Origin of the sequence: Chitinophaga tropicalis, from assembly GCF_009758205.1 — a bacterium.
In the GTDB taxonomy this organism is placed as follows: Bacteria; Bacteroidota; Bacteroidia; order Chitinophagales; family Chitinophagaceae; genus Chitinophaga; species Chitinophaga tropicalis.
In genome coordinates this window covers 108,047-128,562 of the sequence record NZ_WRXN01000012.1, presented here as the reverse complement: position 1 = coordinate 128,562, position 20,516 = coordinate 108,047, and the positions used below count along the sequence as shown (strand labels likewise).

The 20,516-nt window shown below is 47.1% G+C and carries 17 protein-coding genes; 6 read left to right on the top strand and 11 right to left on the bottom strand.

The window, feature by feature from the left end:
• Nucleotides 1-29: 29 nt before the first annotated feature.
• Nucleotides 30-1,838 (bottom strand): glycoside hydrolase family 15 protein, encoded by a 1,809-nt coding sequence (locus GO493_RS23430; RefSeq protein WP_232538989.1) that lies wholly within the window; start codon nt 1,836-1,838, stop codon nt 30-32.
• A 116-nt stretch (nt 1,839-1,954) separates the two neighbouring features.
• Between GO493_RS23430 and GO493_RS23425 the strand changes: the two genes are divergently transcribed.
• Nucleotides 1,955-4,390 carry an AsmA family protein gene (locus tag GO493_RS23425; RefSeq protein WP_157308663.1) on the top strand — a complete coding sequence of 812 codons (2,436 nt, stop codon included), beginning with the start codon at nt 1,955-1,957 and terminating at the stop codon, nt 4,388-4,390.
• A 226-nt stretch (nt 4,391-4,616) separates the two neighbouring features.
• Nucleotides 4,617-5,033 (top strand): hypothetical protein, encoded by a 417-nt coding sequence (locus tag GO493_RS23420; RefSeq protein ID WP_157308662.1) that lies wholly within the window; start codon nt 4,617-4,619, stop codon nt 5,031-5,033.
• Between the two features lie 16 nt (nt 5,034-5,049).
• Here the strand turns inward: GO493_RS23420 and GO493_RS23415 are convergent, their stop codons facing one another.
• The gene (locus GO493_RS23415) at nt 5,050-5,295 is read right to left on the bottom strand and encodes a hypothetical protein (protein ID WP_157308661.1); all 246 of its coding nucleotides are present in this window, start codon (nt 5,293-5,295) and stop codon (nt 5,050-5,052) included.
• A gap of 507 nt (nt 5,296-5,802) precedes the next feature.
• Here GO493_RS23415 and GO493_RS23410 point away from each other — a divergent pair.
• Both GO493_RS23410 and GO493_RS23405 read left to right on the top strand, forming a co-directional pair.
• Nucleotides 5,803-8,004: a S9 family peptidase gene (locus tag GO493_RS23410; RefSeq protein WP_157308660.1), complete on the top strand. Its 2,202-nt coding sequence runs from the start codon at nt 5,803-5,805 to the stop codon at nt 8,002-8,004.
• Nucleotides 8,005-8,006: 2 nt separating this feature from the next.
• Complete coding sequence (locus tag GO493_RS23405) at nt 8,007-8,411, top strand: hypothetical protein (protein WP_157308659.1); 405 nt, start codon at nt 8,007-8,009, stop codon at nt 8,409-8,411.
• Nucleotides 8,412-8,480: 69 nt separating this feature from the next.
• Here GO493_RS23405 and GO493_RS23400 read toward each other — a convergent pair whose 3' ends face one another.
• Genes GO493_RS23400 through GO493_RS23390 form a run of 3 tightly spaced genes read right to left on the bottom strand, consistent with a single transcriptional unit; the run spans nt 8,481 to nt 10,643 of the window.
• Nucleotides 8,481-9,125 carry a VIT1/CCC1 transporter family protein gene (locus GO493_RS23400; RefSeq protein WP_157308658.1) on the bottom strand — a complete coding sequence of 215 codons (645 nt, stop codon included), beginning with the start codon at nt 9,123-9,125 and terminating at the stop codon, nt 8,481-8,483.
• Nucleotides 9,125-10,357: an ornithine--oxo-acid transaminase gene (gene rocD / locus GO493_RS23395; protein WP_157308657.1), complete on the bottom strand. Its 1,233-nt coding sequence runs from the start codon at nt 10,355-10,357 to the stop codon at nt 9,125-9,127. Before rocD ends, GO493_RS23400 begins: the two co-directional genes overlap by 1 nt.
• Nucleotides 10,358-10,385: 28 nt before the next feature.
• A complete protein-coding gene (locus tag GO493_RS23390) occupies nt 10,386-10,643 on the bottom strand; it encodes an acyl-CoA-binding protein (protein WP_157308656.1) in 258 nt (85 codons plus the stop codon).
• Between the two features lie 100 nt (nt 10,644-10,743).
• Between GO493_RS23390 and lepA the strand changes: the two genes are divergently transcribed.
• Nucleotides 10,744-12,534: a translation elongation factor 4 gene (gene lepA / locus GO493_RS23385; RefSeq protein ID WP_157308655.1), complete on the top strand. Its 1,791-nt coding sequence runs from the start codon at nt 10,744-10,746 to the stop codon at nt 12,532-12,534.
• 159 nt (nt 12,535-12,693) lie between these two features.
• Here lepA and GO493_RS23380 read toward each other — a convergent pair whose 3' ends face one another.
• The 5 genes from GO493_RS23380 to manA form a co-directional block, all read right to left on the bottom strand.
• Nucleotides 12,694-13,344 carry a serine protease family protein gene (locus GO493_RS23380; protein ID WP_157308654.1) on the bottom strand — a complete coding sequence of 217 codons (651 nt, stop codon included), beginning with the start codon at nt 13,342-13,344 and terminating at the stop codon, nt 12,694-12,696.
• A 7-nt stretch (nt 13,345-13,351) separates the two neighbouring features.
• Nucleotides 13,352-15,607, bottom strand: a complete 2,256-nt coding sequence (locus tag GO493_RS23375; RefSeq protein WP_157308653.1) for a hypothetical protein — start codon at nt 15,605-15,607, stop codon at nt 13,352-13,354.
• 10 nt (nt 15,608-15,617) lie between these two features.
• Nucleotides 15,618-16,424 carry a hypothetical protein gene (locus GO493_RS23370; RefSeq protein ID WP_157308652.1) on the bottom strand — a complete coding sequence of 269 codons (807 nt, stop codon included), beginning with the start codon at nt 16,422-16,424 and terminating at the stop codon, nt 15,618-15,620.
• A gap of 183 nt (nt 16,425-16,607) precedes the next feature.
• Nucleotides 16,608-17,204 (bottom strand): DUF6580 family putative transport protein, encoded by a 597-nt coding sequence (locus GO493_RS23365; RefSeq protein WP_157308651.1) that lies wholly within the window; start codon nt 17,202-17,204, stop codon nt 16,608-16,610.
• Between the two features lie 44 nt (nt 17,205-17,248).
• The gene (gene manA / locus GO493_RS23360; protein ID WP_157308650.1) at nt 17,249-18,469 is read right to left on the bottom strand and encodes a mannose-6-phosphate isomerase, class I; all 1,221 of its coding nucleotides are present in this window, start codon (nt 18,467-18,469) and stop codon (nt 17,249-17,251) included.
• Between the two features lie 86 nt (nt 18,470-18,555).
• On the opposite strand from manA, the gene GO493_RS23355 reads away from it, so the two are divergent.
• Nucleotides 18,556-18,912 (top strand): YraN family protein, encoded by a 357-nt coding sequence (locus GO493_RS23355; RefSeq protein ID WP_157308649.1) that lies wholly within the window; start codon nt 18,556-18,558, stop codon nt 18,910-18,912.
• 191 nt (nt 18,913-19,103) lie between these two features.
• On the opposite strand, the gene purB is transcribed toward GO493_RS23355, so the two are convergent.
• A complete protein-coding gene (purB, locus tag GO493_RS23350) occupies nt 19,104-20,444 on the bottom strand; it encodes an adenylosuccinate lyase (protein WP_157308648.1) in 1,341 nt (446 codons plus the stop codon).
• Nucleotides 20,445-20,516 lie beyond the last annotated feature (72 nt).

The window sequence follows — 20,516 nt, the reverse complement described above, 5'->3', positions numbered from 1 at the left end:
TGAGCAATCCCCTCCGCTTCAAAAAAAAACTACAAAAATATCGGCGTATCCAGCTTCATCGAAATCCTGTAAGCCGCATTCATCAACCCCACATGACTATACGCCTGCGGAAAATTCCCCCACTGACTGCCATTCTCCTCATCCACATCCTCACTGAACAACATCAGGTGATTAGAATACTGCAACAGGTTCCGGAACTCCTTCACCGCATCATCCAACCTTCCCACACAAGCCAGCGCTTCCACATACCAGAACGCACATACCAGGAAAGTGGTCTTGGGCTTACCAAAATCATCAGAATGCAGATAACGGTAAAACAATCCCTGCGGAGTTTTCAGCTCTTTCTCCAGCGCCGCCAGATGATCTCTGGCCCTCTCTGAAGCCGGGTCAAGATAGTTCATCATAATAAGCTGCAGGGTACTGGCATCCAGGTGCAAACTACCTGCTGCATTGGTATATACTTTCCTTACCGGATCATAACAGCTTTCAATATGCGCAGCTGCGCGGTTCTTCAGGTTTATAGCCCTTTCCTCCAGCTCTTTACTGCCAATGGTCTTCGCCATTTTTTCAGCAGCAGAACATCCCGCCCACTGGAACAGGTTACTGTAACAATGAATATTGGCAAAGTTGCGGAACTCCCATATACCCGCATCTTTTTCATCAATAGTATGCTCTATCTTATTAAGCAGGTATTCTATCCACCAGGTAGAATCCTTTCGCTCTGAAAAAACAAAACGATGATCTGTATACAGGGGCAGCATGGAGATAAGCACCTGCCCGTAAATGTCGTTCTGAATATGTTCATATGCCTGGTTACCGATACGTACAGGCTGATTCCCCAGGTATCCTTCCACATGCGGCAATATCTGTTCTACAAGATTTTTCTTACCCGTTATGCCATATAACGGCTGATAACGGTAATCTCCCGAAAAAGAAATATCAGCCACATAACCAAAATACTTCTCCATTTCCTCGAAATGACCAATATGGTTGAGTGCGGTTATTACATAGTAAGTATCCCTCAGCCAGCAATAACGATAATCCCAGGTACGGCCGCTACCGGGATATTCCGGTAAGCTGGTCGTACTGGCGGCAATGATGGCGCCGGTATCTTCAAACTGGTGTATCTTGAGTGTGAGAGCGGAACGGATCACCGCAGGCTGGTAGAAATTGGCAATATTGGAATGTTTGATCCAGGTACGCCAGTAAAGTATCGTTTCCCGCAGGAACCGCTCTGCAGTACTGTTTAAAGGAGCCTCCAGCGGATGCCCGTAGGTGAGCAGCAGGTACTTGTCTTCATTCAGTACAAAGTATTCCTCTTCAAAAAGGTAACTGGTGGGAATATTGGTAGTAAGACGGATGTCTTCCTCGCAGCCAAGAAACTCAATATGATTGCTGCCACGCTGCGCCTTGAGCTTGCGCCCGCCATATTCACATACCGGCTGGCACTTCACCCGTACACGCGGGTTGCCTTCCAGCGGCTCTATCCTGCGGATCAGCATGAGCGGTTTGAAATAACGCTCATACTGGTAAAAACGCGGTGCAAAGTCTGTAATACGGTATTTACCATTGCCGGTAGTGATCTCCGTACAAAGTACATTCGTATTTTCCATATAATACTGCCTGGAAGTGTAAGCTTCCTGGGGCAGAATGGAAAATTCACCGCCTTTCTCCCCGGCCAGCATACTGCCAAAGATAAAAGTACTATCCATTTGCGGCCAGCAGAGCCAATCTATGTTCGTATTTACATTTACATGTGCAATGTATGCACAGTTGCCAATGATGCCTGTCTGATAGGTATGTTTTTCCATAAGTGATTGATCCAGCACAAAAGCCATTCCAACTACGGCACATTTTATGTTAATATAATCCAAATGCTTTTTTCACCCCATAAATCCGTAGAGATAGCATTTGATTTTTCTTCAGATGATATCACTGCTCCTTAGATCTCTATATGCGTAAATGGCTTCGTATAACCTTCATTGTTTCCGGTAGCCTCCTTGGTTTACTCATTCTTCTGTGGCTGGGATTAGCCCTGTATATAAAGCAAAACAAGGCCCGGATCCTGCAACAGATCAGTAGTGTATTAAGTGATCGTCTTCATGGCGGCCAGCTGCAGATAAGGAATATGGAACCCTCGCTGATACAAAGTTTCCCCAATGTCTCTGTCACCCTTGAAGACGTTACGGTAAGGGACAGCCTGTGGAATGTGCACGGTCATGATCTTATTAACGTATCGCGCATCTTTATAAAAGTAAATACTTTCTCCTTATTGAAAAAACAGCTGGACATTAAAAGAATAAGCCTCGTAAATGGAAGTATTACCCTTTATACCGATAGCACGGGATATCATAATACAGAAGCTATGGGCCGGCGCACGAAAACCAGCACTGATAAAGGCCGCGCAGCAGATATTACCGGCCTGGAAATGGAAGATATGAAAGTGGTGATAGATAACCGCCTGCGCAATAAACTCTTCCGCTTTGATATTACTTCACTGAAAGGCAGCCTGCGCAACAACGATACCGGCTGGGTGCTTAATATGCGTACAGACCTGGTGGTGAAAAGCCTGGCATTCAACCTGGAAAAAGGTAGTTACCTGGCAGGCAAAAGAGTGGAAGCCAACCTGGAGCTGCAGTTCAACCGGGAAAAAAAGGTCCTCAACATCCCACAGCAGGCCATCAGGATAGCAGGACAAAGCATGTCTGTAGGAGCGGCATTTGCTTTCGGCGAAAAGGCAGGCCCCTATAGTATCCATATTATAGCAGATAAACTGCCCTACAGCACCGCTACCTCACTGCTCACCCCGAAAATTGAACAGAAACTGAATAACATTGCTGCGATAGAAAAACCGCTGGACGTAGACGCCCAGCTGAAAGGACACCTCCGGCAACGGGGAACGCCCTTTATATACGTGACCTGGAAAACAACAGGAAATACCGTGACCACCAAAGGACTGGAATTACAGGAATGCACCTTCGGAGGGCGTTACAGTAACGAGCGGGTAAAAGACAGCGGCTATACCGACGAAAACTCCATCGTAAGCATTTACGGCTTAACCGCACGTACCTACGGCATGCCCGCAAAAGCTGATACCATCCATATCTCCAACCTGAAACATCCCACACTAACAGGATATTTCACCGCTGAATTCCCGTTAACTGACCTGAACAACGCTTCCGGGGAAGAAGGTGTTTTCACATTTACAGGAGGCAGGGCCAAAGCCGCGCTCTTTTACAAAGGGGGACTGACCCCTGGCGATACCGTAAAGCCCTTCCTGAAAGGCACCGTACAACTGCAGCAGGGGGAAATGGAATATACCCCCCGCAACCTGCCGTTTAAGAACTGCAATGCCACGCTTGACTTCAACGGTTATGACCTCTTTCTGCGGGATATCAGCATACAGACACAGAAAAGCAGCCTGCAGATGGAAGGAAGCATCCGGAATATAGCTGTGCTTTACTTTGCCGCGCCGGAAAAACTGGTTTTGAACTGGTCAGTGAAAAGTCCGCTGATAGACCTGGACGAATTCCGCACTTTCCTCTCCCAGCGTAAAGGCCGTACAGGCAGCCGGAAGTCGGCAGCCGCAAACAGGAGAAAAGTAAGCCGCATTGCAGCACAGCTGGATGTAGTACTGAGCAGCTGTATCGTGAACCTGCAGATGCAGCTGGATAAGCTCAATTACGGCAATTTCACGGCCCGGCAGGTGAACGCAGACCTTTCCCTGTCCGGTACCGGTGTACAGCTGAATAAAATAGGGTTCCGGCATGCCGGCGGTATAATAGACCTGGCGGGAACACTGACCCAGGAGGGGGGCAATAACCGGTTTAAGATCAATGCAGGGATCAGCAGTGTACATATTGATCAGCTGTTCCATGCCTTTAACAATTTCGGGATGCAATCACTCACCTCAAAGAACCTGAAAGGCATCCTGAATGCCAACGCTGCACTGACAGGAAATATCAAAGACAACGGTAAAATGTCTCCACAGTCCCTGTATGGTACGCTGGCTTTTGACCTCCGCCAGGGCGCACTTCTCCACTTTGCCCCGCTGGAAGACCTGGGCGACCTCGTATTCCGGAAACGGGACATGGGCAACATTACCTTCGAAAACCTGAAGAACACCCTCACATTGCAGGGCAGCAGGATACTGATACCACCCATGCAGATCAATTCCAGCGCCCTGTACATGGATGTATCCGGTGTATATGGTATCAATGCCGGTACATCTATGTACATAGATGTGCCGCTGCGCAACCCTAAAAAAGATGAAGATGTAACAGATAAAGAAGAAAAACGGAAAAACCGCCGCAAAGGAATCGTTCTGCACCTGCATGCCACTGATGGAGAAAATGGGAAGATCAAATTCAAACTGGGCGGCAGGAAATAACTCATAGCAGGCCGCAAAACCCCGCTTTAACCTTCTCTTATAAAAAAATTCAAACCATTACTTAAAAAAGAATACCAGGTAGATGTAACATTTTCGTAACAGGCCCGTTGTATAAACCAACGGGGACCATGCTTATCTTTCAGCAAAAGATAGTGAGCCAGCCGGGTTTACACTTGTCTATGCAGAATTTGCTTATTTTAGAGGCCTTATAACCAATCGGATATCCATGAAGAAATTACTGGTGCTTGCATCGCTGGCCTTTATGGCTTGTGAAAAGGATGATAATACTTCTACCCAACCTGGTTACTACGGGAAATGGTATATTCTCCGGACAGTAAATAAACAGTATACCATTGAAAATGGGGATACCGCATATACCCGGAACGATATAACAGATCACTCAGGGTCAGATTATATTGATTTTCAGACAAATAGTGGCAGTGCATTATTATTTATGAACAATGTCTCAGATTCAATGAGCTATGAATCAGTAACACATGCTTACTTTAAGCTGGATTCTACATTATGTGAGATTAACTACCTGACAGACAGTACCTTTGGTTTCAACACACTGTCTTTTGACCCTAATGTCATACCTGACAGGATCCAGGTTACGCAAAACTTCTTCATATTACACAAATAAGGGTTGAAGAGGCCGTTTATTCTTCGCCTCTCAATACCATTTCTATTCTGTCTTTTACCGTAGTGCTGAATCCTTCCAGTTCTATTTTGGGGTGCTGGTCCAGGTTGATGCGTATCTTTCCATTCTCATTTACCAGTGTATCTGATAACGGCTCCAGCAATGCGTGCATCTGTCTTACGCCCATCTGTGCCAGCTGATTCATAAAGGAGTCTTCCAACTGCAGGAATTCACGGTTTTTATAGGTGTACGTTACCTGTATCATAACATTCGCGTTTCAAAGGATATTAAATAAAATAAGTATTGGTTAAATCAGGTCATATATAGTCCCCGGTAATCCACACGGTAATCTGCAATTATCGTGCAACAATTTGACGCTATAAATATATTAAATTTAATAATAACTAGTTGTGTTTCACTTGTATAAAACTTTTCCACAATGAGTTTTCCACAATTTCAGGAAAGTTTGTTTTATCTTTTTTCTACGGTCCGTAGTCCCAATCCTCATCATTTAAAAATTCAGCCGCGCGCAGCGCAAACCCTTTCTGTCGCGAAAATCAGTTTGCCGTAGTCCCAATTCTCATCATTTTTTAAAAAAAGCCGCGCGCAGCGCAAAAGAACCTTTCTCAAAAACCGGGTTTTGCCGAAGGCGAAACCCGGTTTTTGAGAAATTCTTTCGCGTTATACATCAAAAGGAAATTTAAACTACTCACCCCCGCTTATTCAATATTACACCCAAATATGCTTTATATTGCCGTCTCAATTTTTGCAGATGGGATTATTACATCATTTAACAAGCCCCTCCCGCAGGGCACTCACCTTGTTAATCTGCCTGCTTGGAAGTACCCTATACGCACAACCGGGGAAATCAGTAAAATGGAGCGCCGACGCGCAATCCTTTTACCAGGCAGACAACTCTATCATAGTAGCTATCCGTGCAAAAGACGGAGAGCTATCTACAAAGATCAGCAAGGAACAGCTTACACCAAAGAATCAGGATCCGCTGAAAGTAGAAGACTTCGATTTCTCTTCAGACGAAAAAAAATTACTGGTATATACCAACTCAAAGAAAGTATGGAGATATAACACCCGTGGCGACTACTGGCTGCTGGACATCCCCTCCGGCAACCTGAAGCAGCTGGGTAAAGGATTACCAGGATCTTCCCTGATGTTCGCCAAACTCTCTCCGGACGGCAAACAGGTAGCCTACGTAAGCGGACATAACCTCTACGTGGAAAACCTCGCTACCGGAGCAAGAAAAGCCCTGACCAAAGACGGTACCCGCCGCCTCATCAACGGTACATTTGACTGGGCCTACGAAGAAGAGTTTGACTGCCGAGACGGTTTCAGATGGAGCCCCGACAGCCGCTCTATCGCTTTCTGGCAGATAAACGCCAATAAGATCAGGGACTTCCTGATGATAGATAATACAGATTCCCTGTACTCCTTTACAGTGCCGGTAGAATATCCCAAAACAGGAGAAAGCCCCTCCGCCTGTAAAGTAGGAGTGGTAAATATCACTTCCGGCCAGACCACCTGGCTGCAGGTCCCAGGCGATGCGCAACAGCATTATATTCCCCGCATGGAATGGGTGCCCGGTCAGCAGGCCGTGATCCTGCAACAACTGAACCGCAAACAGAACGAAAGCATACTCTATATCTGCAACGCAGTAACCGGCAAAGCCAGACAGCTGTACACTGAAAAAGATGCTGCCTGGATAGATATCAAATCCCGCTGGGATAACCGCGAACTGAGCGGATGGGACTGGGTTGACAATGGTAAGTCATTCATCTGGGTCAGTGAAGAAGATGGCTGGCGTCACCTGTATAACGTAGATCTGTACGGTAAAGCAACACTGATCACTCCCGGCAATTACGATATCATCAACCTGCTGCAGATAGATGAAGCCAATAACCAGGCTTATGTACTGGCATCGCCGGACAATCCGACAGAACAGTATCTCTATAAGGTCCCGCTCAACGGTAAAGGCACTCCTGAAAGAATATCCCCGCTGGTAGAAGAAGGAACACATGATTACGAAATTGCACCGGACGCAAAATATGCACTGCATACCTTCTCCAATCATTACTTCCATCCACAGAAAGAGGTAGTATACCTGCCTGAGCATAAGAGCGGAGAAGGCAGCCGGATAGCGATGGACCTCCAATCTGCCAGGTATATGTTACGCCAGGAGTTCTTTAAGGTAACTACCGCCGACGGACAAACACTGGACGGCTGGATGGTACGCCCCACCAATTTTGACTCCACAAAGAAGTATCCCGTTGTATTCTATGTTTACGGAGAACCTGCAGCAGCAACCGTAAGGAATAAATATGGCTCCGGTTATAACTTCCTCTATAATGGCGATATGAGCGAAGACGGCTATATCTACGTATCTCTCGATAATCGCGGCACTCCCCAGCCTAAAGGCAGGGAATGGCGCAAGAGCATTTACCGCAATGTAGGCCGGATCAATGCGCGAGACCAGGCACAGGGCGCTTTGGCGCTTTTCAAACAGCATGCCTACATGGATACCTCCCGCGTAGCTGTATGGGGCTGGAGTGGCGGTGGTTCTATGACACTGAACCTCCTCTTCCAGTATCCTGATATCTTTAAAACAGGCATTGCCATTGCAGCTGTAGGCAGCCTGCTCACATACGACAACATCTACCAGGAACGCTATATGGGACTTCCACAGGAGAACAAAGCAGATTATATTGCCGGTTCTCCCATCACATATGCAAAGAACCTCCGTGGCAACCTGCTGTATATTCATGGTACCGGCGATGATAACGTACATTACCAGAATGCAGAACTGCTGATAAATGAACTGGTGCGTTACAATAAATACTTCCAGTTCATGGCTTATCCTAACCGTACGCACAGCATCAGCGAAGGAGAAGGTACCTTCAAACACCTCGGTTCTTTATATACCAGATACCTGAAACAATATTGTCCTCCGGGAGCAAGATAAATATGAAAATAAGTAAAGTAAACCTGGGCGGCATTGCAGCCGTTATCGTAGTAATAGCCTGTGCGTTCCTGCCCTGGCTCACAATTGAAAGCAAACACCTGGTATTTACAGGTATGAACACTGCCGGCTCCAGTTTCGGTGAGCCCGGTAAACTCAATATTTTTGTTGCAGTAATAGCAGGATTGCTCTTCCTCTCTGCCAATAAATGGGCGGCAAGGATCAACCTTTTTATAACTGCCTTCCTGGTGGCATGGACATTCAGAAATTTTATCCTCTTCGGACGCTGTGAAATGGGAGAGTGCCCTGACCGCGGATTAGGACTTTATCTTTCCCTCCTGGCGGCTATCATTACATTCATATGCGTATTGATGAGCGATGGGGTAAATAAGCGGTCGCAGGCTAGTTAATTGCCCTCTTAAAAAAAACGCTTTTGCCGAAGGCAAAAGCGTTTTTTTTAAGCAATTTTCACCCAATTTCTATCTGAAAATAAGCTGAAGAACATACGCCCCAACCCAAACTGCACCTATATAAAAAAGATTCCGCAATATAACCGGTATAACAGACTGACTTGTCATCCTCGCTTTCAGAAAACTGAATACCGTCATCACCAGGAAAGCAACAACAACACTACTCTTTGCAGCAACAGAAAAATTCTCATCTCTCAGATAGGGCAGAAGAGGAAGTATCCCTCCCAGAAGAAAGAACAGACCCGTAAAAAATGCACTGCGTACAGCACGGGACCGGCTGAAAGCCGTCTCAACTACATTCTCCGTTTGCAGCGTCTTCTCCCATTGCTCAGCATCCTTCGCCATTTCCGCCGCAATATCCGCAATAACCCCTTCGCCTATATCAAGATTTTCCAGTTTACTCTTCTCTGCCGCAGAAAGATGACTTTCATTATGCTGCGTATCACCGCGGTTAGCCAGGTATGCACCCATGCTTACCAATACTGCACCACCAGCCCAGATAACAGTATTCAGGGTATAGAACTGCTGTACGGTAACCGGCAGCCCCTGTATAAGCATAGTGGTAAAGAACACCAGCAGCAACCCCTCGGGGAAGCCGATAATGAAATCCGTTTTCCATCCGCTGCTGCGAATAGCTTTCTGTTGACCGGACATTATAATGTTTCCAGGCTTTTAGCAATGATCTGAACACATTCTTTGATCTGTGCCGCTGTGATCAGCAGGGGAGGTGCGAAGCGTATCTTATCCCCATGAGTGGGTTTAGCCAGCAATCCGTTCTCTTTCAGCGAGAGGCAGAGGTCCCACGCCGCTTCCGGATTCTTGTGTTTAACCACAATAGCGTTCAGCAACCCCTTGCCCCTGATGGTGGAAACGAAAGGAGATTCCAGAGCCGCCAGTTCCTGCCTGAGCAGGGCGCCCATTGCTTCCGCATTTTCAGCCATTTTCTCTTCCTTCAGCACTGTCAGCGCTGTAATAGCTACTTTACAGGCCAGCGGATTCCCGCCATAAGTACTGCCATGTTCCCCTGGCTTAATGGTGAGCATGATATTATCGTTAGCCAGCACTGCAGATACAGGGAGGGCGCCTCCGGAAAGAGCCTTGCCAAGGATCAGGATATCAGGACGCACCTGCTCATGGTCACAGGCCAGCATTTTCCCTGTACGGGCAAGGCCGGTCTGGATCTCATCTACAATGAACAGTACATTCGCGTCACTGCAATACTGACTGGCTTTAGCCAGGTAACCTTCATCAGGTACCACTACACCTGCTTCCCCCTGTATAGGCTCTACCAGGAAACCTGCTACGTTCTTGTCCTGCAGGGCTTTTTCCAGTGCAGGCAGATCGTTGTACGGGATCACTTCATAGCCCGGGGTGAATGGTCCGAAGTTGGTACGGGAAGACGGATCTGTACTGAATGATATGACATTGATTGTACGGCCATGGAAATTGTTGGCACATACAATGATCTTAGCTTTGTTCTCAGGAATGCCCTTTACCACATATCCCCAGCGGCGGCAAAGCTTCATCGCTGTTTCTACGGCTTCCACACCGGTATTCATAGGCAATACCTTGTCATAACCGAAAAAAGAGGTGATAAAAGCGGCATATTCCCCCAGCAGGTCGCTGTGAAACGCCCTTGAGGTCAGGGTCAGCTTCTGCGCCTGGGCCATCAGCGCGTTGATAATGGCAGGATGGCAATGCCCCTGGTTAACGGCAGAGTAACCGGAAAGAAAGTCGTAATACCTCTTCCCGTCCACGTCCCAGAGAAAAACGCCTTCACCGCGTTCCAGCACTACGGGCAGGGGGTGGTAATTATGTGCTCCGTATTGTTCCTCCAGGTGAAGGAAATGCTGTGTTTTATCGCTGATCTTAAATGCTTGTAACATACAGGCTCAAAGGTAAGCAATTTACCTGCTACTTCCCCTTCAGCCTGTTTACCAGGTCAATGTATTCCTGCGCCGCAGCATCTTTGCTCTTGCCTTTCTGGTTTCCCCAGGCGTCGTATTTGGCTTTGGCTATAAAATCAAACGGATTGGAAGGAGCCTCGGTATTAACATCTCCTTCAGTAGCTTGTTTGTAGAGGGAGTAAAGTTGCAGTAGGGTCTCATTATCAGGCTTTTGGGAGAGGGTTTTGCTGGCCGCCACGGCAGCTTCGAATAGTTGCTGGTCCATGTTCTGTTTTTATCTTAAATGTAGCTAAAATAGTATAGCAAAATTTAAATACCTTTGCGGCTTGACGCGGGGCGTTAAACGCCTGGTTTTAAAAGCATATATGAAGAATATCCGGAATTTTTGCATCATTGCACACATTGACCACGGTAAAAGTACATTGGCTGACAGGCTGTTAGAGCATACCAAAACTATTTCCGAAAGAGACATGCAGGCCCAGGTACTGGATGACATGGACCTGGAAAGGGAAAAAGGCATCACTATCAAGAGCCACGCTATCCAGATGAACTATTCCCAGAATGGCCAGCAGTATGTATTTAATCTCATCGATACCCCCGGTCACGTGGATTTCTCCTACGAGGTGTCCCGTGCCCTCGCTGCCTGTGAAGGCGCCCTGCTGCTGGTAGACGCCGCCCAGGGTATCCAGGCACAGACCATTTCAAACCTGTACCTGGCACTGGAGAACGACCTGGAGATCATCCCCGTGATCAACAAGATCGATATGGACGGAGCCATGATCCCTGAAGTACAGGACCAGATCATAGAACTGATAGGCTGCAAAGTTGAAGATATACTCCTGGCCTCCGGTAAAACCGGTATCGGCATCGAGGAGATCCTGAAAGCTATCGTAGAACGTATCCCCGCTCCCAAAGGCGACCCGGAAGCTCCCCTGCAGGCGCTGATCTTTGACAGCGTATTCAACTCCTTCCGCGGTATCATCGCCTACTACCGTATCTACAACGGTACCATCAAAAAAGGAGAAAAGATCAAATTCATCAATACAGACCAGGAATACTTTGCTGATGAAGTAGGTATCCTGAAACTGGGTCTTCAGCCTGAAAAAGAAGTGAAGACCGGAGACGTGGGGTACATCATTACCGGTATCAAGAACGCCAAAGAAGTAAAAGTGGGCGATACCATCACTTCCATGGCCAACCCAAGCAAAGAAGCCATCAAAGGCTTTGAAGAAGTGAAACCAATGGTATTTGCCGGTATCTTCCCCGTAAATACAGAAGATTTCGAAGAGCTGCGAGACTGTATGGAGAAACTCCAGCTGAACGACGCTTCCCTCACCTTCGAGCTCGAAACCTCACAGGCGCTGGGCTTCGGTTTCCGATGCGGATTCCTCGGCATGCTGCACATGGAGATCATCCAGGAACGCCTGGAAAGGGAATTCAACCAGACAGTGATCACCACCGTGCCAAACGTGAGCTTCATCGCTCACACCACCCGTCAGGAAACCATCACGGTGAACAACCCTTCAGAGATGCCGGACCCCAGCAGGCTGGAACGCATCGAAGAACCCTTCATCAAAGCACAGATCATTACCAAACCTGACTATATCGGCAATATCATGACGCTCTGCCTGGGTAAAAGAGGTCTCCTCATTAACCAGAGCTACCTGACGCCAACCCGCGTAGAGCTGATCTTTGAAATGCCGCTGACAGAGATAGTATTTGACTTCTACGATAAGCTGAAAAGCCAGACCCGTGGCTACGCTTCATTCGATTATTCACCTATCGGCCGTCGTGACAGCGACATCGTTAAAATGGACATCCTCCTGAACGGCGATAAAGTGGATGCGCTGAGCGCCCTGATCCACCGCAGCCGTGCACAGGACTTTGGCCGTAAGCTCTGCGAAAAGCTGAAAGAACTGTTGCCCCGTCAGCAGTTCATGATCGCTATCCAGGCCGCTATCGGCGCCAAGATCCTGGCCCGTGAAACCATCAGCGCCATGCGTAAGGACGTAACCGCCAAATGTTATGGTGGTGACATCTCCCGTAAACGTAAACTGCTGGAAAAACAGAAGGAAGGTAAGAAACGTATGCGCCAGATCGGTAACGTAGAAGTACCGCAGGAAGCATTCCTGGCAGTATTAAAACTGGATGAGTAAGGATAACATCAAATTTGGATAAAAGTAAAAAGCGGCCGGGTGCATTCCTGGCCGCTTTTTCGTTTGGAACAAGTTTTTATGTTAATCGCCGTAGCAAAAAAAATATCCCCCTTCAAAAATTAGCGCCGCAGGCAAAAAAGAACATGCCCGAAAAAAAACTCACAGATCAGCCACTTCCAACGCCCATGAATTAAGTATCCCCTTTCTATTCCTCCTGTCAAGAAAAGGCATCACATAACTCAAATGCCTGTTCTCAGGATCCCCGCCAACCAACACCCCCACCAGCTGATTCGTATCCGAAAATATCACCGAACCGGAATGACCATGCTCACTGAACGGAAGATCATTCGCACTGGTTATCTGTATAAGATTACCTATCCGGTAATCAGTACCGGCAATAGTTACACTGAACTCACCTGAATTAACATTGGAAATAAACCCCGTCCTGATCTCCCGCCGGTTCATCAACCTCACTTCCTGGTCAATAGCCGGTACCGCATACCCGGCAGTATCCAACCCCCACAGCGGCCGCACCAGCGTCTTATCCAGGTTCACCAGCGCCAGGTCAAAAGAATTGACAATGTCACTTTCCAGCCTGAACCAGCTGAACAGCGTACCAATTCCTTCATTACTGTTAATACCAAACGCCTTCTGCCCGGCAGTACATATACCATCAATCTGCGCCACATGATAGTTGGTAAGGCCAAAGACCCTCTTCTCAGGATCGCCCCTGAACTGATAAAACCCACCAATACTGCCAATATTATTGCGGCTGGTATAAATATTATCGTTCACTATCAGTGTCTGCATAACAGGATTAGTTCTTTCTTTTAAGGCCTATGTGTAACATCGTTACATCCACGCCCACGAAAAACCCGTATCTCAGTGCATTTGTAGTATAGCTGACGCCATTGGTCTCTTCTATTTTACGGAGGTCCGGCGTATAGTTAACGCCAAAACCAGCCACAAAAGGAGAGTGGGGGAAGTGCATCATAACACTGCCACCGGGAGACAGGATCTGTTTAAAACTCACTTCGGGGTTAGTCTGCTCATCACCATCTGCATTCAGACGATAATTCAGCACCGCACCCAGGTCCAGCACCTGCAGGAAAAGGCTCACACACATTTTATTGGATATACCCTGGTTAAAATCCAGCCCTATAGGAAGATAGAACGCCAGGGAGCCGCCATTACTGTTCGATGAATTGTTCCTGTTAACAGTCCCCGAACTGGCATCGTATTTTTTGATCCTTTCCCAACCGCCAAACGCACCCGGATAAGCGCTCAGAGATACGCTCAGGGTCGGCTTGTACTTCAGTTTATACTGCCCTTTAGGGATCAGCTCATCCAGGGCGGCTTCTATCTGTTCTGGTTTTTCCGCTTCCAGTATGTTCACCATAAAGCTGCCATACTGGGTCATTACCCTGATAAGGCCATCCAGTGCTCCACTATTATGACGCACCTGCACCAGCTTTAAAGTCTGCAGGGTACCATCCAGCACCTTACCATATTCACGCGTGGAAATACCTTCGCCTATCTGGTTGGCCAGCGTAAAGTAAGGCTGCACACAATTACGGTACGTACTGTCGAGGAACTGGTCCAGCTCAGGTTTAAAGGAATTCTTACGCAGCTGGGAAATAGCATTGTCTGCCATCTGGAAACTAAGCGCTATCAGCTTATGAATATCTTCGCCATTCAGCACTTTAGCGTCAGTAACAGCTATACCTGCAGGTGCGCTGCCAATTATCTGCTGATAGGCATTATATGTATTCACCGCCGGTACTATCCACTGCTTCAGGAAAGAAATAACAGCGGCCGATCTGTTGGCAAGAGAATCCATTGTAGCGCCACCTACCAGGTGCAGATCAGTTTTATTACGCAGGTAAGTGATACGTGCAAAGTTCCACCATTCTTCGACAGACATCTTATTGATAGCTTCCGATGTGATCAGCGCATACTTATTCCCATCAAATTGTCCCACAATAGAAGACACCACATCACTGAAAATAACAGCCTTTTTGAATACGGCAAGACTATCTGCCGTAGCGCCTGTTCTATATTTTGTAGCCATATCCTGCAGTATGGCAACCAGGTGTTTCTTCAGGTAAAGATTATATACCAGCTCACTGCTGCCGGCAATGGCAGGCCTCAGTTCAGTCCTGAAAAGGGCTTTAACTTTTTCATCTTTATCAGCAAGCACCCTGTCGCCCACCTGTTGCAGGAAAGATTCATTCTGCAGCATGAGCGGGAAATTCTGAAGGTCCTGCTGGAAAGAGGCCTTCCACAGGTCCCCGTATTTGGCAAGACCAGTGGTATTATCTTCCTTGAATTGCTGGAATGTCTTCAGTGTATTGGGAATAAGCTGTTTGATGATCACATCACTATTCAGCTTATCATAGATCTGCCCAAGCTGCGCTTCCAGCATTTCTTCCTTAGCTCTTTGAATGATGAAGTCGGTAATACCATAGATAATAGCAGATTCATTGAAGGCAAAATTGCCTGACATAGCGGTCGACTGCAAATCTATCTTCGCCGTTTGGGTCACCTCTTTCAGGGCAGTATTGATCTTTTCCAGGTAGTCAAAACGTTTGGGCATTTCCGGTGCCGCAATGATCTCTTCCGGAGTACCATAGATGATAAGCAGCAGGTATGCCAGCTCATCTTTGATCAGTTCTTTTGTTACTTCAATTTTCTCCTCATCCGTAAGAATATTATTACCTTCTGTATCGTTTTGTTTCTTCTTCTCAACCGGTTGCTGCGGATTGGCGCCCGGTACTGGCAGCCCAGCCGGGGCATCCCCGGTATCTGTATCCGTTGACGTATTTTTTAACGGTTGATGGGAGATAGCTACAGCCAGTTTTGTAAGAAGATCGTTGGTCGATTTGTTCTTAAAGAGATTATCAGTACCATTTTTGAAATTGAATTGAAGCCCTTCTTTCCGGGGAAGTAATACTTCCATATACTTCCTGAAATAAGCCAGCTCTTTGGCATCTTTAAAATAATTCTGTTGTGCAAATGTGCTCGTACCAGTCAGCAGCAGCACGCAAAGTAACGTGTAATGGATATATTTCATGGGGGAGGAATTATTTAGGTTGAGATGTTTCTCCTTCTTCCGGTTGTGTAAACCTGGCAAGAGGATTGTCGGGAGCAGGGGTATTTAAGGCGTCCTTTACAGGTATATCACCTACTTTATCCCTGTTCTCAGTCAGTTTAAGTCCCAGGTAAGCGGCATTGCTCACGCCGGTCAGCGCTATCAGCGTCGGATCAAGCTCCGGCAGCTTACCCTGCACCTGCGACAACTGTGATATATATACGGCGATGGCAATAAGTGTCCATACCACGTTCTGAAAACGGTGAATGCTCACGCCTTTTTCGTCAGACAGTATATCCATCAGGAACCATTTGCTGGGCCTGTTCTGATGCCTGACCTGGTTTTGCTGTGACTGGTCAATGATGCTGCCTACAGCAGTAGTGCCGCCACTGATGCCCATCAGCACAAGTGCTGTTGTATTGAACCCTTCCAGCGACATCAGGCAGTTGCTGCAGAAGGCCTCATAGATGTAGGAACAGGCTATCACTACCGTCCACACGCCCAGCTGTGTCCGGGAAAGACTATACGGCCTGCGCAGGTCTTTCTCTTTTATCCTGTCAGCTTTAATAGAACGTTTGGCTGCTCTCGCAAACGCCTGCTTGCTGGTAATGTCATCTCTCAGTACTTCGGATAGGATAGCCAGGAGAAAGAAGCCGGCTATCATCAGGCCTATGATGATCCAGCCTGTTATAGCCCAGGTTTTACAGGTCTCAGGTGAAACAGAGGTGGCAGATTGAGCGTTGGCATTGGAAACGAATAACAATGCTCCCAATAAGATGCACGGCAATGGTATTTTCATACGCTATGAAAATTTGAATTAGGACTTACTTTTTAATGCCTGTCTGTAAGGGAATTGTTTGGGGTTGTTAATATTGACGTTCTCTCGGTTGCTATTTCTTCACATTAAAATTAATAAATATAGCGCAAAAAAAAGAGTGTATCTTTTGATACACTCTTTACTGATATAAACAGCATAATCAGCTTATGCCAGTTGTCTTTTAGGTTGCAGCACAGATTGTTTTACCAGTGCCCAGATACCAAATAATACCCCGGTAAAGAACACATTCCCCATCAGTCCGTTAAGGGCAAAGCTGCTGAAAGGATTACCTTCCTGGTAGAAAGGAATACCGGCAATATAACATTGCAGCAGGCCCTGTGCGGTTTTAGGATAAAGGCTGGTGGTCAGGAACGTCCCCAGGTTGGTGATAAGGAAAAACAACACTCCCGTGCCTATAGAAGCCAGCAGGATATTCAGTGTGTTGACCTTTTTTATCCTGGAACCTATCCATGCAATCAGCATAAATGCACCATACACGAACAGCAGCTGACCAATATAAGTACTTTCCAGCGCCCTGATATTGGTGAACAGCTGGAGGAAAACATCAGAAATGAAAAGAGATAACAGCGGTACTATATACACCAGCTTTTTATCTTTCAGCACCACCCCGCCAAACAGGGCAGCAGCGCCAATGGCGTTGAAGTTCCACAGTCCCATCTGGTTGGTGAAAATACGGCAGAGGGCAGATAGAAAGATAAGGGCGGCAATTACCAGGATTTCCCTGGTGGAGTCCTTTTTCATATTTGGTGATGATTATTTGACCAAAGATACAATTTTACCAAAACTTACAATGCAGGCACTCCCGCTTTATAAATAGTAATCCCTGTCTGGCTCTCAATCTTATACCCGGCCTCAAACAAAGCTACAGCCGCCTGCCCCTTGCCCAGACTGATACCCTCCCCGTCAGCGCCGGTAATAACACCGGAACCATCCAGCACCAGCAATATCTCGGTAGAAAGGCTGGTATGCTCATAACGCTCACCAGGCTGAAGAACAATACGGCTCACCTCAAAATCAGGCGCCGGTGAATGATAGATCTTCTCTACACCGCCTTTTACAGCCGCGCCGGTCAGTATTTTAGGATGCACCGCTTCAAAACGCGTATGTTTCAGCAGTTCCGGTACATCAATATGTTTAGGAGTAAGACCACCACGCAGCACATTATCCGAGTTAGCCATCAGTTCTACGTTCTGCCCTTCAAGATAGGCATGAGGGATCCCGGCATCCTGGAATACCGCTTCCCCGGGATGCACTTCCAGTATATTGAAGAAGTAAATGGAGAAAATACCCCTGTCCAGGCGGTTCAACCCTTCAGGATCATTGGCAATAGCCCTCCCTGTCCAGAAAGCAGGATCCGCTTTCTTCAAAGTACCGGCCTGGTAGGCAGGTAATACTCTTTCAGCCAGCGGACGGAGGAAGGTATTCACTTCTTCCTGTGGCATTTCCATCACAGTTTTATATAAACCGAAATAACCTTCCTTTTCGAAAACAGGAGCCAGGGAAGCAAACTCCGGAACGGTCTTTAATACTTCCTTCAGCTTATCTTCCGGCAAAAAACCGTGCAACAGCCAGAACTCGCTGAGCGCCACCATAATTTCCGGCTTGTGATTTGCATCTTTATAATTACGGTGTGAAGCATTGAGCGGGATACCGGCTTCATTCTCACGGGCAAAGCCTTTTTCTGCTTCAGCTTTGGTTGGATGTACCTGTATGGAAAGCATATCTTTTACATCCAGTATCTTAAACAGGTAAGGAAGTTCTCCAAAACGTTTCCATACTTTCGGACCCAGTACACTTTCAGGGTTGGCCTTTATCAGCTGGTCCAGCGTGCTCGCGCCACCATTTACAGTGATGGCCGATGGTGCGCTCTGGTGTGCTCCCATCCAGTATTCTGCGCTGGGTTTACCGGTTTCAGGAATTCCCAGCAATGAAGGGATGTAATGGAAGCCTCCCCAGGCATAGTTCTGAACCTTACCTTCCAGTCTGAATAATTTCTTCTCGCTCATGATGACGTATTGCGTTATAATGTTTGTATTTTCCGGTAATTGTTAACCTGTCTTTCCTTATGGAAGGCCAAAAATAGTCAAATCAAATGGCATCCCATATAGCATTAGGTAAAAAAGGAGAGCTCATAGCACAGGAGCATCTCCGCCAGCATCAGTACAATATCTTAGCTGTCAACTGGCGAAGTAAACATCGTGAAATAGATATCATAGCAACCATTTCCGGCTGCCTGGTCTTCTTTGAGATCAAGACACTGGCAGACAACCTGTTTGGCTGGCCGGAACAACACGTCAATTACGGAAAGCGGAAAAACCTGCTGGCAGCAGCAGCGGTTTACATGGACCAGATGAAAGAACTACCGGCGGAGGTCCGGTTTGATGTCATCTCTATTACTTTTACGAAAGGAGAGGAGTATGAATTAGTGCATTTTGAAGATGCTTTTTAGCAGACCCGCTAACTTCCTCTTAAAAAAATGCCGTTGCCGAAGGCGAGGGCACTGAAAAAGTCCTTACGTAGGCTCTGAGAATCGTCTATTCGAAAATATTCTCCACCCCCTACCCGAATATTTCTTTAAAGAAAACTACTTTTTCAGTGCCCTCGCCGAAGGCAACAGCATTTTTTTGAGCAATTAAAAACTCAATTCCACACCCCTGTATAATTATGAGGCGTTATAGCCTTCAGCTCTTTCTTCAACGCAGCACTGATCTTCAACCCCTCAATAAACTTATGCATGGTCTTCTGCGTGATCTGCTCCCCACCACGGGTCAGCGCTTTCAACGCCTCATAAGGCTGAGGATAGTTCTCCCTGCGCAACACCGTCTGTATCGCTTCCGCCACTACAGCCCAGTTGTTTTCCAGGTCTTCATTAAGCTTGGCCTCGTTCAGGATCAGTTTCTCCATACCTTTCTGAATAGATTTCAACGCAAGTACAGTATGCCCGAAAGGCACCCCTACATTACGCAGCACAGTAGAATCGGTCAGGTCACGCTGCAGCCTCGAAACCGGCAGCTTGGCGCTCAGGTGCTCAAAAATAGCATTGGCCAGCCCCAGGTTACCTTCAGCATTCTCGAAATCTATCGGGTTTACCTTATGAGGCATAGCCGAAGATCCTACTTCATTAGCCTTGATCTTCTGTTTGAAGTAATCCAGGGAAATATATGTCCATATATCACGGCTGAAGTCGATCAGGATGGTATTGATCCGCTTCAGGGTATCAAACTGGGCGGAGATATTATCATAATGTTCTATCTGGGTGGTATATTTCATACGCTGCAGTCCCAGCGTATTGTTCACGAACTTATCGCCGAACTTTTCCCAGTTGATCTTAGGGAATGCCACATGATGTGCATTGAAGTTACCCGTCGCCCCGCCAAACTTGGCCGCAAAGGGAATATCGCCCAGCAGCTTTATCTGTCCTTCCAGGCGCTCTGTGAACACCAGGATCTCTTTACCCAGGATAGTGGGAGAAGCCGGCTGACCATGAGTACGGGCCAGCATAGGCACTTTCATCCAGGATTTGCCCATTTTCTTCAGCGCCAGCACCAGGTTGGAAATGGCCGGCATATAAATATGCTCAACCGCCTCTTTCCAGAAAAGGGGGGTAGCGGTATTATTTACGTCCTGGGAGGTAAGCCCGAAATGAACCCATTCCAGCCTGTCTTCCAGTCCCTGGCCTTTCAGCTCATTCTTAACAAAATACTCAACAGCTTTCACATCATGGTTGGTCACCTTTTCTGTTTCTTTGATCAGTTGCGCATTCTCTACCGTAAAGTCCTGGTAGATCTTACGCAGTGACGCCGCCTGTGGCTTGGTCAGCGGGAACAGCTTCTGTTCTGACAGTGCGATGAAATACTCTATTTCTACCAGCACACGGTAACGGATCAGTGCAAATTCAGAGAAGTAAGGAGCCAGTTCTTCCAGTTGTCTGCGGTAACGTCCATCCAGCGGAGAAATGGCGGTCAAAGCTTGTAATTGCATAATGTTAATTGTTAGTTAGCAGTAAAGTGCGCTCAGCGTTTTCTACTTTTTGCCTAATTTAGCCGGCAAAAT

Excerpts from the sequence above, each read along its gene's own strand:
- GO493_RS23430 (WP_232538989.1), bottom strand. The coding sequence starts at position 1,838 with ATGGCTTTTGTGCTGGATCAATCACTTATGGAAAAACATACCTATCAG.
- GO493_RS23425 (WP_157308663.1), top strand. The coding sequence starts at position 1,955 with ATGCGTAAATGGCTTCGTATAACCTTCATTGTTTCCGGTAGCCTCCTT.
- GO493_RS23420 (WP_157308662.1), top strand. The coding sequence starts at position 4,617 with ATGAAGAAATTACTGGTGCTTGCATCGCTGGCCTTTATGGCTTGTGAA.
- GO493_RS23415 (WP_157308661.1), bottom strand. The coding sequence starts at position 5,295 with ATGATACAGGTAACGTACACCTATAAAAACCGTGAATTCCTGCAGTTG.
- GO493_RS23410 (WP_157308660.1), top strand. The coding sequence starts at position 5,803 with ATGGGATTATTACATCATTTAACAAGCCCCTCCCGCAGGGCACTCACC.
- GO493_RS23405 (WP_157308659.1), top strand. The coding sequence starts at position 8,007 with ATGAAAATAAGTAAAGTAAACCTGGGCGGCATTGCAGCCGTTATCGTA.
- GO493_RS23400 (WP_157308658.1), bottom strand. The coding sequence starts at position 9,125 with ATGTCCGGTCAACAGAAAGCTATTCGCAGCAGCGGATGGAAAACGGAT.
- rocD (WP_157308657.1), bottom strand. The coding sequence starts at position 10,357 with ATGTTACAAGCATTTAAGATCAGCGATAAAACACAGCATTTCCTTCAC.
- GO493_RS23390 (WP_157308656.1), bottom strand. The coding sequence starts at position 10,643 with ATGGACCAGCAACTATTCGAAGCTGCCGTGGCGGCCAGCAAAACCCTC.
- lepA (WP_157308655.1), top strand. The coding sequence starts at position 10,744 with ATGAAGAATATCCGGAATTTTTGCATCATTGCACACATTGACCACGGT.
- GO493_RS23380 (WP_157308654.1), bottom strand. The coding sequence starts at position 13,344 with ATGCAGACACTGATAGTGAACGATAATATTTATACCAGCCGCAATAAT.
- GO493_RS23375 (WP_157308653.1), bottom strand. The coding sequence starts at position 15,607 with ATGAAATATATCCATTACACGTTACTTTGCGTGCTGCTGCTGACTGGT.
- GO493_RS23370 (WP_157308652.1), bottom strand. The coding sequence starts at position 16,424 with ATGAAAATACCATTGCCGTGCATCTTATTGGGAGCATTGTTATTCGTT.
- GO493_RS23365 (WP_157308651.1), bottom strand. The coding sequence starts at position 17,204 with ATGAAAAAGGACTCCACCAGGGAAATCCTGGTAATTGCCGCCCTTATC.
- manA (WP_157308650.1), bottom strand. The coding sequence starts at position 18,469 with ATGAGCGAGAAGAAATTATTCAGACTGGAAGGTAAGGTTCAGAACTAT.
- GO493_RS23355 (WP_157308649.1), top strand. The coding sequence starts at position 18,556 with ATGGCATCCCATATAGCATTAGGTAAAAAAGGAGAGCTCATAGCACAG.
- purB (WP_157308648.1), bottom strand. The coding sequence starts at position 20,444 with ATGCAATTACAAGCTTTGACCGCCATTTCTCCGCTGGATGGACGTTAC.